Source organism: Xylanibacter ruminicola, assembly GCF_900107775.1.
GTDB lineage: Bacteria > Bacteroidota > Bacteroidia > Bacteroidales > Bacteroidaceae > Prevotella > Prevotella ruminicola_C.
The window spans coordinates 177,493-191,880 of record NZ_FNRF01000003.1 but is presented as its reverse complement, the minus strand read 5'-3'; the positions used below and the strand labels follow the sequence as shown (position 1 = coordinate 191,880).

Genomic DNA, 14,388 nt, shown 5'->3' with positions numbered 1-14,388 from the left:
CATAAAGTTCAAAGTTCAAAGATGAAAATCTTACTGTTAGGAAGTGGCGGACGTGAGCACGCCTTAGCTTGGAAAATTGCTCAGAGTGATAAATGCGAAAAGCTTTACATCGCCCCAGGTAATGCCGGTACCAGCAACTGCGGAGAAAATGTAAATATGAAAGCCGACGACTTTGAGGCTATCAAGCAGTTCGTAGTTGAAAAGGGCATTCAGATGGTAGTGGTAGGTCCTGAGGATCCATTGGTAAAGGGTATCTACGACGACCTGAAGGCTGATGAGCGTACCAAGAACGTACCAGTTATCGGTCCTTCAAAGGCAGGTGCCGTGCTCGAAGGCTCGAAGGATTTTGCCAAGGCCTTTATGGAGCGCCATCACATCCCCACAGCCCGCTATCAGACCTTTGATGGCGAACATCTGGAAGAGGGACTAAAGTTCCTGGAGACACTCGAGGCGCCCTACGTGCTGAAGGCCGACGGCCTTTGCGCTGGTAAGGGTGTGCTGATTCTGCCTACACTCGACGAGGCCAAGAAAGAGCTGAAGGAGATGCTGGGCGGTATGTTCGGTAACGCTTCGAGTCGCGTGGTGATCGAGGAGTTCATGAGCGGTATCGAGTGCTCGGTGTTCGTACTCACTGATGGCAAAAACTATAAGATTCTGCCAGAGGCCAAGGACTACAAGCGTATTGGCGAGCACGACACTGGTTTGAACACCGGCGGTATGGGTAGCGTTACACCCGTGCCTTTTGCCACCAAGGAGTGGATGCAGAAGGTAGAGGACCGCATTATCCGTCCAACCGTTGAGGGTCTGGCTGCTGATGGTATCGACTACAAGGGCTTTATCTTCTTCGGACTGATTAACCGCACCAACACCCCCAGCAAGGAGGCTGAGCCATACGTGATTGAGTATAACTGCAGAATGGGCGACCCAGAGACAGAGAGTGTGATGCTGCGCCTGAAGAGCGACCTGGTTGACCTGTTTGAGGGTGTGGCCGAGGGTAATCTCGACCAGCGGGCCATTGAGTTCGACGAGCGTGCTGCTGTTTGCGTAATGCTGGTATCGGGTGGTTATCCACAGGCCTATAAGAAGGGCTACCCCATCACAGGCATCGAGGATGTGGAGGGCAGCATCGTATTCCACGCAGGTACAGCCCTAAAGGATGGCGAGGTAGTGACCAATGGCGGACGCGTAATTGCCGTATCATCATATGGTAAGGACAAGGCCGAGGCCCTGCAGAAGTCGTTCGAGGAGGCACAGAAGATACAGTTCACCGACAAATATTTCCGTCGAGACATCGGCGCTGATCTGTAGTGAAAAGATTTCAGAATAAAATAGCTGAGAGCCGTCGCACGTTGCCGATCACCATACTGTATGGTGTCGGCATCTGGCTTTTGGCGGGGGTGGTACATCAGGGTTGGTGGTTCCAGTTCCTGTGTTTCTTTGCATCGGCATATGCCATGATTCACCTGAACAACATCAACATGCTGATACGTATCTACAGTCGCTCGGTTACAGTTTTTTATATTCTGTTGGCCTGTTCAGCCACGTGGATGTTCGGCTCCATACAAGGTACGGTGCAGGTGCTCAGCATGGTACTAGGTCTGTTGCTGCTATGCTCGTGCTATCAGGACCAGAAGAGCGTGGGGCACACGTTCTACCTATATATGCTCATCAGCATTGTGAGTTTGCTGGAGCCGCACTTCCTGCTATATGTGCCCATCTTCCTGCTGCTGATGGCCACCACCATCTACTCGCTGAGTGTGCGTACCTTTTTTGCGGCACTCATCGGATTAGTTACACCCTACTGGCTGTATACCGGTTGGCGACTCTATATCTACAGATATCAACCCGAGGTGGCTTTCGACTATCTGAACCGTTTTACAGAAGTACAATGGAGCACCGACTATACAGCCGTGACCACCCAGCAGTGGGCTTACTTAGCCTTGCTGGTAGTGCTGTTTATCGTGGGTACCATCCACTTCTGGATGAACAGCTACAAGGACAAGATACGTGTGCGCCAGATATACAACAGTATGATGATGCTCACCATCTACACCCTGATACTGATGGCCCTTCAGCCACAGCAGTACAACACGTTTATTGGTATGCTCACCATTGTGGTGTCGCCCATCGTGGCCCACTTCTTTACCCTTACCAATAGCAGATTGAGCAACCTGTTCTTTATCGTAACCATGGCCACAATCCTATTCCTAACAGGCATGAACCTATGGATTTCATAATCAGTCTACTCACACAATACGGCTATTGGGGCATGCTGTTGGCAGCCTTCCTGGCTGGCAGTTTCTTTCCATTCTCAAGCGAGGCTGTGATGGTGGGACTGATGGCCACAGGACTTGACCCATGGACACTGATGATATACGGTACCGTGGGCAACGTACTGGGCAGCGTGTTCAACTACGGTGTGGGACGCATGGGTAAGATAGAGTGGATAGAGAAATACCTGCATGTCAAGAAAGAAGACCTTGACAAGGCCCACCGTTTTCTGGCAGGTCATGGTGCCTGGATGGGCTTTTTTGCCTTTCTGCCCGTGTTGGGCAGCGCCATCACCATCGCTTTGGGACTGATGCGATCGAATGTGGTGATTACATTCATAGCCATTACCTTAGGCAAATTATTCCGTTATATTATCTTAATTTACGGAGCTGGCTTGTTTATATAGATATTTTTTATGTAACTTTGCACCACCAAACGCGAATTTTAACGTTAAAGTAAAAAAATAATTTTATAATGAAACAATTTAGATTAGTAGACAACACGTTGGGCTGGCTGACATTCCTGATTGCGGCCTTTGTCTATTGTTCTACCATCGAGCCGACAGCCTCGTTCTGGGACTGTCCCGAATTTATTACTACTGGTTATAAACTGGAGATTGGTCACCCACCCGGGGCACCTTTCTTTATGTTGACAGCAAACCTGTTTTCGCATTTTGCCAGCGATGCCACCCAGGTGGCCCGTATGGTGAACACCATGAGCGCCCTGCTGTCGGCTACGTGTATCCTGTTCCTGTTCTGGACCATCACACACCTGACACGCCGACTGCTGATCAGCAACTGGAGTGAGCTCAGCATGCCCAAACTGATTGCCATCGAGGCATCAGGCCTGGTAGGTGCCTTGATCTACACCTTCAGCGATACCTTCTGGTTCTCGGCTGTTGAGGGTGAGGTTTACGCTTACTCATCGGCCTTTACCGCTGTGGTATTCTGGCTCATCCTGAAATGGGAGGATCAGGCCGACGAGCCTCATAGCGATCGCTGGCTGATTCTGATTATGTATATGACCGGTCTCTCGATTGGCGTACACCTGCTGAACCTGCTGTGTGTGCCTGCCATCGTGCTGGTATATTACTACCGCCGTTTCCCAGATGCCAACCTGAAGGGTTCGCTCATCGCACTGGCCGTATCAGTAGTGATTCTGGCTGCTGTGCTCTATGGCGTGGTGCCTGGCATCATCACTGTTGGTGGCTGGTTTGAGCTGTTCTTTGTGAACACCCTCGGTATGCCATTCAATACCGGTGAGATCATCTACCTGATCCTGTTGGTATCGTGCGTGATCTGGGCTGTTTACGAAACCCAGACTCAGAAACACTCGCTGACTATCCAGAACCTGGCATTCCTGCTGTCGGTAGGTATGTTGGGTATCCCCTTCTACGGTTGGGGCTGGTCGGCTTTCCTGATTGGTGTAGTGGTACTGGCAGCTCTGTGGTTCCTGCTGAAGTACACCCGTGAAAAAGAGCTGCTCATCACAGCCCGCATGAAGAACACCATGCTGCTGTGTATGCTGATGCTGATGATTGGTTACTCGAGCTACGCTCTGATTGTCATCCGTTCGTCGGCTAACCCACCAATGGACCAGAACTCACCTGAGGATATCTTTACGCTGGGTGACTACCTGGGACGTGAGCAGTACGGTCAGCGTCCGTTGTTCTACGGACCAGCCTACACCTCGCAGGTTGCCCTGGAGCAGGATGGCAACTACTGCAAGCCTGTCATGAGTAAGGGTAAGCCCGTATATCAGCGTAAGGAGAAGGCTACTGCTGATGAGAAGGACTCGTACTTTGTAGTACGCACCAAGGATGAATACAAGTATGCACAGAATATGCTGTTCCCACGTATGTATGATGCCGGTCATGCTGCCGCTTACGAATCGTGGATGGGTGGAGTTGACGGCACGCAGGTACCTTACGACCGCTGTGGCGAACAGATGATGGTGAAGGTGCCCTCGCAGTTGGAGAACATCCGCTTCTTCCTGAGCTATCAGTGTAACTTTATGTACTGGCGCTACTTTATGTGGAACTTTGCCGGACGACAGAATGATATCCAAGGCAACGGTGAGCTGGAGCATGGTAACTGGATTACCGGCTTCTCGTTTATCGATAATGCCCGCCTGGGCGACCAGAGCATGCTGCCCACAGAGCTGAAGGAGAACAAGGGACATAACGTATTCTACTGCATGCCGCTGATACTTGGTTTGCTGGGCTTGTTCTGGCAGGCTTGGTACACCCGCAAGCGTAAGACTGTGGTGAACGGCGTTGAGAAGACCGTAGAAGAGCCTATCGGCATTCAGCAGTTCTGGGTGGTATTCTTCCTGTTCTTCATGACAGGACTGGCCATCGTGATCTATCTGAACCAGACACCTATGCAGCCACGTGAGCGCGACTATGCCTATGCTGGTTCGTTCTATGCCTTTGCCATCTGGTGTGGTATGGGTGTAGCTGCCATCATCGACTGGCTGAACCGCAAGCTGAAGAAGGAGAACCTGGTAGTGGCAGCTGTGATTGGCGTTGCCTGTCTGCTGGTGCCCATCCAGATGGCCAGTCAGACTTGGGACGATCACGATCGCTCGGGTCGTTACTGCTGTCGCGACTTCGGTCAGAACTACCTCATGACCTTGCAGGAAGAGGGTAACCCCATTATCTTTACCAATGGTGATAACGATACCTTCCCACTGTGGTACAACCAGGATACTGAGGGATTCCGTACCGACGCACGCGTATGTAACCTGTCGTACCTGCAGACCGACTGGTATATCGACCAGATGCGTCGTCAGGCTTACGACTCACCTTCAGTGCCCATCACCTGGAGCCGACTGGAGTACTGCGCTGGTACCAACGAGTACGTACAGGTTGACCCATCACTGAAGACAGAAGTAGAAAAGCTGTATCGCGAGAACCCAGAGGAGGCTAAGCAGAACTTTGGCGATAAGCCATTCGAGCTGAAGAATATCCTGGAACGTTGGGTTCGTTCAAAGAATAAGGATCTGCATGTGATTCCTACAGATACCGTATATGTAACCATCGATAAGGAGGCTGTTCGCAAGAGTGGCATGATGATGGCTGCTGATACCATCCCCGATCAGATGGTGATCTCGCTGAAGGGTAAGAACGCCCTGTACAAGCAGGACCTGATGATGCTGGAGATGATTGCCCAGTGCAACTGGACACGTCCTATCTATGTAGCTACTACCGTAGGTTCGGAGAACTACATGAACCTGGGCGACAACTTTGTTCAGGAGGGTTTGGCTAACCGTATCACCCCATTCACCACCAACGCCCCTGGTGCCAAGAACTTTGATACTGAGAAGACGTATAACAACGTGATGAACAAGTTCAAGTTCGGTGGTGTGGACAAGGCTGGTATCTATCTTGATGAGACTGTGATGCGCATGTGCTATACCCATCGCCGACTGCTGTCGCTGTTGGCCATGAACCTGGTTCAGGAGGGTAAGGACAAGCAGGCTAAGGCTGTACTCGACAAGGCTGAGAAGGCCCTGCCAAGCTATAATATCCCTCATGACTATCAGAGTGGTTCGCTGGATCTGGCCAAGGCATACGCCCTGACTGCTCAGCCCAAGAAGGCCCAGCAGATTATCGATAGCTTGTGGAAGAAGTCGACTGAATACATGCTATGGTACTGCTCGCTGAGCACCGACCGCTTTGCCATGTCGCAGCAGGAGTGCATGGTTCACATGTACATTCTGAACCAGATTCTGAACCTGGAGTCGGTTGTTGACGAAAAGCAGGCCAAGGAGAAGGAAGCACAGTTTAAAGCCATCGGCAATCTCTATGAGACCAAAGGTGGCACATACGGAGAGTAAATCATGTTTATAGAGCAACCGGCTATCTATCTGCGCTGGCTCTATCCAAGAGCATACTGGCGAATGGACCGTCGCGTGAAGGCAGTGTACCTGACCTTCGACGACGGTCCTATCCCAGAGGCTACACCATTTATTCTCGATACCCTGAAAGAATTCGGCGTACGCGCCACCTTCTTTATGGTGGGCGACAACGTACGCAAATACCCGGAGCTATACAAACGTATCCTGGCCGAAGGTCATCAAGTGGGCAACCATACCCACAACCATATTGGTGGTTTGCGCCATACCGTAAAGGAATACAGCTACAACGTGGAGAAGGCCAACGCCTATATACACAGTCACTATGTGCGTCCACCCCACGGATGGATGCGTATGGCACAGTATGCCTGGCTGAGCAGGAAGTACAAGATTGTGATGTGGGACCTGGTGACTCGCGACTACTCGAAGTGGATGACCGCCGAAGATGTGGTTAATAATATAAAGAGGTACGCGCGTAATGGTTCGATCATTACCTTCCATGACTCGCTGAAGAGTATCGACAAACTGAAGACTGCCCTACCCGAGTCGCTACAATGGCTGAAGGATCAGGGGTACGAGTTCCGTATCTTCCCATGAAATAGAACGCAAATACACAACTAAAGGCATCAACAATATGAAGAGATTACTAACAACTTGCTTATTAGCAACAACATTCGCAATGACAACAAATGCTCAAGTACAGCTCCGCGCCGATAATATCGACGAGGTAATCAAGGCTATGACCCTTGAAGAGAAAGCCAAACTACTGGTTGGCGGTGCCAACAACTTTTTCAGTGACAATGCCGTCGTAGGTGGCGAAGCCGACCTGGTGGCTGGTGCTGCAGGTACATCGCCTGCCATCCCACGTCTGGGCATTCCTGCCACTGTGCTTACCGACGGTCCTGCCGGTGTACGTATCGACCCGACACGTAAGGGAAGCGACAAGACCTATTATGCCACAGCCTTCCCTATCGGCTCGTGCCTGGCTTCGACCTGGAACACTGAGTTGGTAAACAAGGTAGGACAGGCTATTGGTAATGAGACCAAGGAGTATCGCTGCGACGTGATTCTGGGTCCTGGTATGAACCTGCATCGCAATCCCCTGTGCGGACGTAACTTTGAGTACTACTCGGAGGACCCACTGCTGACAGGTAAGATTGCAGCTGCCTATATACAGGGTGTGCAGAGTCAGGGTGCCGGCGTGAGTGCCAAGCACTTTGCCATCAACTCGCAGGAGACCGACCGTACTGCAGTAGATGAGCGCGTGAGTCAGCGTGCTGCCCGCGAGCTGTATCTGCGTGGTTTCGAGATTGCCGTTCGTGAGAGTGACCCTTGGACCGTGATGTCGTCGTACAACCAGATTAACGGTCAGTACTCGATGGGTAACCGCGACCTGCTGACAAAGATTCTGCGTGAGGACTGGGGCTTTAAGGGTATCGTGATGACCGACTGGATTGGTATTCGCGAAGGTCTGCCTACCATCACTGAGGTACAGGCCGGTAACGACTTGATGGAGCCAGGACAGCCTGCACAGGTGAACGAGATTATCGAGGGTGTAAAGAGCGGTAAGCTCGACATCAAGGATGTGAATCGTAACGTGCGCCGCATGCTGGAGTATATCGTAAAGACACCAAGCTTCCAGAAATATCCCGCTTCTAACAATCCCGACTTTGTGGCCCATGCCGCCATCACCCGTCAGAGTGCCAACGAGGGTATCGTACTGCTGAAGAACAACGGCACACTGCCTTGGAAGAACGGCAGCATCAAGACCGTGGCTCTGTTTGGTGAGAACTCATACGACTTCCTGAGCGGTGGTACCGGTTCGGGTTGTGTTCACCCACCCTACGTGGTTGACATGCTGGAGGGTTTGAAGAATGCCGGCATCAAATCGAGCGAGACTCTCACTGACATCTATCGCAAGTATATCGAGTTTGCAAGAGTAAAATTCCAGGCCGAGCGTCATCCTGCCAAGTGGTACCAGAACGAGTACTTCGGACAGCAGAAATATCCTGAGATCGGACTGGATCCTATCTGTATTAATAAAGAGGTGAATGGTGCCGATGCAGCTATCATCACCATCGGTCGTCAGGCTGGTGAAGGTGTGGATCGCGATATCAACACCGAGTTTAACCTGAACGCCGAGGAGCGTGCCCTGATTACGGATGTTTGCAACGCTTTCCACGCTGCGGGCAAGCCTGTGATTGTGATCATCAACTCGGGTAGCGTGATTGAGACAGCCTCGTGGAGTGGTTATCCTGATGCCATCCTGTGCGCTTGGCAGCCAGGTATGGAGGGTGGTAACTCGATTGCCGACCTGCTGACTGGTAAGGTGAATCCTTCGGGTAAGCTCACCATGACATGGCCTATCGCTGCAACTGATCATGCATCGACCAAGAACTTCCCTGGACAGATTGACGACTACTCGCTGCAGCAGATGATTGGCAGCAAGCGTCCCATCCCTGGACATGCCTACACCAACCATGAGGAGGATATCTACGTAGGTTATCGCTATTTCGACACCTTTGGTCGCGATGTGGCTTACCCATTCGGATTCGGACTGAGCTACACCACCTTCGCTTTCTCAAAGCCTGTGGTAAAAGCCAAGGGCAAGAATGCTGTTGAGGTGAGCATCACCGTTAAGAATACCGGTAGCGTAAGCGGTAAGGAGGTTGCTCAGGTATATGTAAAAGCACCCAAGGGCAACCTGGAGAAGCCCGCACAGGAACTGAAGGCCTTTGCCAAGAGTCGTGAGTTGCAGCCCGACGAGAGCGAGGTGCTGACCATGACCATCCCTGTACGCATGCTGGCCAGCTTTGACGAGGCAAACAGTCAGTGGTTGACCGAGGCTGGTACCTATACCTTCTGTATAGGAAATAGCAGCCGCAACATTGCTGCGACTGCTACACTTAAGATTGGTGAATATACCGAAAAGACTACGAATGCACTGGCACCTCAGCACAAACTGAATCTGCTGAAGCAGTAAGCACGTCGCATCTTTTTAGAATGATATGGTTAAGGAGCCGCCAATGACGAAAGTATGGCGGTTCTTTTTTATATGTGTGGTCACAGGCGACATCTCCGATATCATGTCAGCAGCAAATGCCGGATCTATCTCCTGCATCATCTCCGCAAAGTCGAAATATGTCGGGAGAGCCGAATGCATGAACTGTGTGGGATTATACTCCAACGTATAGGTCTTACGGGCCATATCATAATCTACAAACAGGCGCCAGGCATAATTCTCCTTGTAGGCATAGGTCAGCGAGATACCTGTTCCCCACTTAAAGGTGTTGTTGGCATTCAGCGTAAAGTAATCCCATTTGGTATCGTAGGTCTCATCTGTCTCGTAGAACAAATTGGGATCATCATCCAAGATGGCCATGGGGTTGACATCCACCACCTTACCCTGGTAATGGGCAGAGAGATTCAGCTCCTGCATGATACTACGACCGGCCAGCAACTTGGCGCCCATAGCAAAACGCTTAGAGAGTGGCAGATTGAAATACACACCAAGGTCGGCAGCGAACTCTGTCAGGTGGTCGCTCTCAATCGTAAACTGAGGCTGTTTATCAGCTGTTCTGAAGACGATATTATTCAGTGGTCTCAGGTCCATGTCGGCATCAAGATCCTTAAACATCTCCTTCACATCCTGGTCGGCATAGTTCAACACGCGGTCCCAGCCATTGATAGGTGTGCTATTCACACGCAGACGACCACCCACACCAACATACTTATTGAAGAAATAGGCACCCTCGGCAGATACGGCAGTAGAAGCACCAAACTTCAGGTTAAAGTTGTCGTGGGCATCACTCATGGTCTCCGCACCGAAGTCGAGCGATTGCGAACCTAATCCTAATCCCATCGAGATAGAGAAGAACGAAGGATGCTCAATGATGCTACGCTCACTGACGGCATCGCCACGTAACAAACCCTTACCCTTGAAAATCAGATCGCTCAAAGCATAGGCTAACTCACCCGACATGATACCCACACCAGCACCAGAGAGTACATCGCTCACCCAGTGACGGTTGTTCAGCACACGCATCACACCAGTAGCTGTGGCCACACCATAACCAGCCACAGAGTACCAAGGCGAACGGGTTAAGCCATACTCCTTATGCAGGATGGTAGCACCCACAAAGGCTGTAGCAGTATGTCCGCTGGGCCATGAGTTACGGGTAGAACCATCGGGACGCATCTCCTTGGCAGTGTACTTAATGCTGTTAACAAACAAAGCCATGATACCATACGACATAGCTGTAGAGGCCAGATAACGCCCCCAATCACTACGCCCCTCTACGCCAGCAATCTTTAAGCCAGTAGCCATCACAGGACCAAAGAACTGGGTGTAGTTATCAATCTCGGTCTTAAAATCAGTCAACAGTGTGTGCTTGTTCTCACTGGTGTTCTGACGGAACGATTTCTTCTCGCTCTTGGCAATGATACCAGCCACAAACAGAGGGATACCAGCAAAGGTCAAATCGTCCATCACCTTATACGGTTTTACACCGGGATTGGTACGCATCCACGTGAGCTGATACTTCTCGCTGCTACCCATCAAAGGCGACATGGGCAGTTCCAATTCCGGACGATAGGCAGGGGCAGCCTGACAGTCGAGCTTCATCTCCATCTCAGGCGTCTGCAACTTCAACGGTTCCAGACTGATATCAAGATCAGCGGCTTTTGCTACGTTGCCCATAGCAAACATCATGAGTAGTACAAAAAAAGTTCTCTTCATCGTTATTATTATTTAGATTAGAATGTTCACCTATTTATAAATGCAAAATTATGAAAAAATTGAGATAGCTGGGTGGAATTTAATTTTAATTTTTGTTAATTCAGCCAAAAATCCAAAAAATATCGTATCTTTGCAGGCATAAAGTGGAGGTTTTGTTATGAATGATTAAAAACTACGATTATGATGCATAAGTACGAAGAAGCGGTACGCTGCTTGTTATGCGAGGATGCTCCTTGCACAAAAGCGTGCGGTAAAGGTGACGTGGCCAGAGCCATCCGTGCCATCCGGTTTGATAACGAAAAGAATGCCTGGCGCTGGGTAGCGGGTTGTACTGACGACGATCTGCTACGTGCCGAACAGACATGTATCCACTACGATCGGCCCATCAGAATCAGGGAACTGCTGACAGATTGCACATCTGCCAATGAGCTGATGGGTGATGCCACGCAACAATCGTTGGGTATTACATTCTGCGGCATTGACTGCGAGAATCCATTCTTCTTAGCATCATCGGCCGTATGCACCAACTACGATATGGTGGCACGTGCCTTTGAGGCTGGTTGGGCAGGTGTGTTCTATAAGACCATCTGTAAGCAGGACATCCGTGAGGTATCACCCCGTTTCGATGCTGTCAAGAAAGGTACTACCTTTGCTGGTTTCCGTAACATGGAGCAGTTGTCGGAGAATCCCTATCAGGTAGATTTCGACATTCTGCGCCGATTGAAGCAGAACTACCCCACCAAGGTGGTAGTTGCCTCGATTATGGGACAGTTTGAGGAGGAGTGGATAGAGCTGGCCAAGCTGGCCGAAAAGGCTGGCTGCGATGCGATAGAGTTGAACTTCTCGTGCCCACAGATGCGACTGGCTGGTATGGGTAGCGACATCGGTCAGGATCCGGAGTTAGTGAACTTCTACACCAGCTATGTAAAACGTAGCGTAAAGATTCCTGTGATTCCCAAGATGACACCTAACATCACGCAGATGACCCGTCCGGCTATGGGTGCTTACTTTGCTGGTGCCGATGCCATCTCGGCCATCAACACCATTAAGAGTGTCACCATGTCGAAAGAGGCCGAGGTGAGCGGCAAGCAAACCCTATCGGGCTACAGCGGACAGGCGGTAAAGCCCATTGCCCTGCGCTTTATTCTGGAGATGAGTATGGATCCTGTGATTAACGGTACACATGGCAGAGCCATAGAACTGAGTGGTATAGGTGGTATTGAGACATGGCGCGATGCCGTGGATTTCATACAGTTAGGTTGTAGGAATGTTCAGGTATGTACCGCCGTGATGCAGTATGGCTATCGGATTATCGACGACCTGGTATCAGGTCTGCAGACCTACCTGACGGAACGAGGATTTGAGAAGTTAGACGACCTGGTTGGCGAGCAGCTGCCCAACTTTGTAAGACCATCCGACCTGGATCGCGACACCATGGTATATCCCAAGGTGGATCGTGAACGCTGCATAGGTTGCGGACGTTGCTATATCTCGTGTATGGATGGCGGACATCAGGCCATTACGTTCGAAGAGCGCCAACCACGCATCATAGGCACCAAGTGCGTGGGGTGTCACCTATGTCGTCTGGTATGTCCCACTGGGGCCATCGGCCTCACCAAACGTATTCCCAAAAAGAAATGAACAGAATAATCGTTATACTTTGTCTATTGCTTGGTACTATAACCATGCAGGCACAAAACGCATTTGTAGGTCAGCATCGCTATGATGGTGAACATAAAAACGAGATATCGGGTTATGCGATGGCAGGTAACAATGTGGTTGTTAGTGGCTATGGCGGTTTCGGTCTCTCGTATAAACGGCATTTGACTGATCGCTGGCATGTGGGTGCCGATGTACAACAACAGTGGGGCAAACAGCTCTACTCGAACGACGTGCAGGGTGGTTATCGGCTGCCCGTGTGGTGGGGTGACATCTATATAGATGGCAAACTGATGTACAACCGCTACAATCGTTGGAATGCCAACGAAACCATCGGGAACCTCTCTCTGACTTGGGAAATGCCGTATTTCTTTCTGCGAGTAGGTGAGTCGTATATTCATTGGAAAACTGGTGACTTTGGCTATACCGAACCACTTACTTTTACGTTCGGATTCGGGGCCATGATTCGTCCACGTACCAACTCATGGAATATTGGACTTTTTTTCCGTAACTACGACGATTTCTATTATGAGAACTGGAACATCAACTGGGGACTGAACTTTTACGGAAGACTGACCAAACAGATGTACTTATTTGGTGAATTCAATATCCGTCCCGCTGGCAGTATGAGTCAGCTGGCCAGTAAATACGAGACATCAGGAAAATTAGGACTAAAATACGTATGGTGACAATGAAGACTACACATTATATATTATTAGGAGCAGTACTGCTGTTGCTTTCGGCTTGCGACAAAGTGAGTCCGATTGGTGTATTGGTAAGTGGCACGGGTGTTGAGGATCGTGTTAAGATGTCGAATGCCTATTATCAGGGTCACAAGGGTGATGGTACTATGCTCAGTGGTTATGAAGGGGATGAATACACATTCTTAGTGGGTGCCGACAGTCATCTGACAACTGATGATGGTCGTATGCGCGAAATGCTACAGATTGCACTCGATAACAACGATCTGCTGATGGCGCATCTGGGTGATATCGCCGATACCAAAGCTGAATACTACATCATACTTGAAGACCTGATAGATGAGTATAGAGAGAAATATGCGAAGAAATACTACGCAGAACAATATTTGAACGATGAGAATTTCTCCCTTGACAAGGTGAGATATCCCTTTTTCCCGGTGGTGGGCAATCATGATATCACACATAATGGATGGGCATTGTGGTCAAACATATTCCACTCATCATTCTATGATGTCTATGTACTGGTAAATCTCGATCCTCCTCAGCTAGATCATTTTATTTTCCTCGACTCGGCCAGTGGTACGTTGGGGCGTGAACAAGTCAAACTGTTAGAACAAGGCGTATTGAATGATTATTATCATGATACAGGTGAGAAAATAATCCGTCATACCTTCGTATTCAGTCATACCAATATCTTCCGTCCGCGATCAGTAGAGTTCGCCTCTACTTTCCCGCGTGAGGAGATGTTCTTCCTGTTGAACAAGTTTAATGAGTGGGAAACGGATATGGTATTCCTAGGGCATGTGCATAAATGGGACTATCAGAAAGTTGGCGATACCGAATACCTGACGCTCGACTCGATGAGTGAGGCCAACAACCCCAAACCAGGCGATTATCTGATACGTGTGCATGTGAAGAAAAACGGTACTATCAGGTGGGAGAAAGTTAGAATGAATTATACCAAAAAGTAAAAAAAGGGCGCGCATCAACTGCGGGCCCTTTTGTTGTTAACTATTCGTTTAACATCTACTAACAAAGTTTTTAAAACCAACTACTAACTAAATTCGATTGCAAATATACAATATTGTATGACTGTTTGCAAGTATTTTAACAATATTTACCCACAGAAATCAAAAAAGTACGCATCTTTGCAAAATGACG

At 49.7% G+C, this 14,388-nt stretch carries 10 protein-coding genes; 9 read left to right on the top strand and 1 reads right to left on the bottom strand.

The features are described from left to right. The first annotated feature begins 21 nt into the window (after window positions 1–21). The 6 genes from purD (at window position 22) to BLU97_RS08310 (ending at window position 9,112) form a co-directional block, all read left to right on the top strand. Entirely contained in the window at window positions 22–1,308 is a 1,287-nt protein-coding gene (purD, locus tag BLU97_RS08335; RefSeq protein WP_074761084.1) for a phosphoribosylamine--glycine ligase, read from the top strand. Further along, the gene (locus tag BLU97_RS08330) at window positions 1,308–2,237 is read left to right on the top strand and encodes a hypothetical protein (protein ID WP_139208946.1); all 930 of its coding nucleotides are present in this window, start codon (window positions 1,308–1,310) and stop codon (window positions 2,235–2,237) included. Before purD ends, BLU97_RS08330 begins: the two co-directional genes overlap by 1 nt. After that, complete coding sequence (locus BLU97_RS08325; protein WP_074761082.1) at window positions 2,225–2,677, top strand: YqaA family protein; 453 nt, start codon at window positions 2,225–2,227, stop codon at window positions 2,675–2,677. The genes BLU97_RS08330 and BLU97_RS08325 overlap by 13 nt, the downstream gene beginning before the upstream one ends. A 68-nt stretch (window positions 2,678–2,745) precedes the next feature. Beyond that, window positions 2,746–6,111 (top strand): DUF2723 domain-containing protein, encoded by a 3,366-nt coding sequence (locus BLU97_RS08320; RefSeq protein ID WP_074761081.1) that lies wholly within the window; start codon window positions 2,746–2,748, stop codon window positions 6,109–6,111. A gap of 3 nt (window positions 6,112–6,114) precedes the next feature. After that, window positions 6,115–6,726, top strand: coding sequence for a polysaccharide deacetylase family protein (locus tag BLU97_RS08315; RefSeq protein WP_033149696.1), 612 nt, complete (start codon window positions 6,115–6,117; stop codon window positions 6,724–6,726). Window positions 6,727–6,763: 37 nt separating this feature from the next. Further along, a complete protein-coding gene (locus BLU97_RS08310; RefSeq protein WP_074761080.1) occupies window positions 6,764–9,112 on the top strand; it encodes a glycoside hydrolase family 3 C-terminal domain-containing protein in 2,349 nt (782 codons plus the stop codon). A gap of 15 nt (window positions 9,113–9,127) precedes the next feature. Here the strand turns inward: BLU97_RS08310 and BLU97_RS08305 are convergent, their stop codons facing one another. Then, window positions 9,128–10,867 carry a phosphatase PAP2 family protein gene (locus BLU97_RS08305; RefSeq protein WP_081352930.1) on the bottom strand — a complete coding sequence of 580 codons (1,740 nt, stop codon included), beginning with the start codon at window positions 10,865–10,867 and terminating at the stop codon, window positions 9,128–9,130. Window positions 10,868–11,047: 180 nt separating this feature from the next. Here BLU97_RS08305 and preA point away from each other — a divergent pair, with 180 nt between their 5' ends. The 3 genes from preA to BLU97_RS08290 are packed head-to-tail and all read left to right on the top strand — an operon-like array spanning window position 11,048 to window position 14,198. After that, window positions 11,048–12,508, top strand: coding sequence for an NAD-dependent dihydropyrimidine dehydrogenase subunit PreA (preA, locus tag BLU97_RS08300; protein WP_074761078.1), 1,461 nt, complete (start codon window positions 11,048–11,050; stop codon window positions 12,506–12,508). Further along, window positions 12,505–13,215, top strand: a complete 711-nt coding sequence (locus tag BLU97_RS08295; protein WP_139208944.1) for a hypothetical protein — start codon at window positions 12,505–12,507, stop codon at window positions 13,213–13,215. Before preA ends, BLU97_RS08295 begins: the two co-directional genes overlap by 4 nt. 2 nt (window positions 13,216–13,217) lie before the next feature. Further along, window positions 13,218–14,198 (top strand): metallophosphoesterase family protein, encoded by a 981-nt coding sequence (locus tag BLU97_RS08290; protein ID WP_074761076.1) that lies wholly within the window; start codon window positions 13,218–13,220, stop codon window positions 14,196–14,198. Window positions 14,199–14,388: the final 190 nt, after the last annotated feature.

Bases quoted from the DNA above. Each gene is read 5' to 3' on its own strand.
- preA (WP_074761078.1), top strand. From the start codon at position 11,048: ATGATGCATAAGTACGAAGAAGCGGTACGCTGCTTGTTATGCGAGGAT.
- purD (WP_074761084.1), top strand. From the start codon at position 22: ATGAAAATCTTACTGTTAGGAAGTGGCGGACGTGAGCACGCCTTAGCT.
- BLU97_RS08290 (WP_074761076.1), top strand. From the start codon at position 13,218: ATGAAGACTACACATTATATATTATTAGGAGCAGTACTGCTGTTGCTT.
- BLU97_RS08325 (WP_074761082.1), top strand. From the start codon at position 2,225: ATGGATTTCATAATCAGTCTACTCACACAATACGGCTATTGGGGCATG.
- BLU97_RS08295 (WP_139208944.1), top strand. From the start codon at position 12,505: ATGAACAGAATAATCGTTATACTTTGTCTATTGCTTGGTACTATAACC.
- BLU97_RS08310 (WP_074761080.1), top strand. From the start codon at position 6,764: ATGAAGAGATTACTAACAACTTGCTTATTAGCAACAACATTCGCAATG.
- BLU97_RS08305 (WP_081352930.1), bottom strand. From the start codon at position 10,867: ATGAAGAGAACTTTTTTTGTACTACTCATGATGTTTGCTATGGGCAAC.
- BLU97_RS08320 (WP_074761081.1), top strand. From the start codon at position 2,746: ATGAAACAATTTAGATTAGTAGACAACACGTTGGGCTGGCTGACATTC.
- BLU97_RS08315 (WP_033149696.1), top strand. From the start codon at position 6,115: ATGTTTATAGAGCAACCGGCTATCTATCTGCGCTGGCTCTATCCAAGA.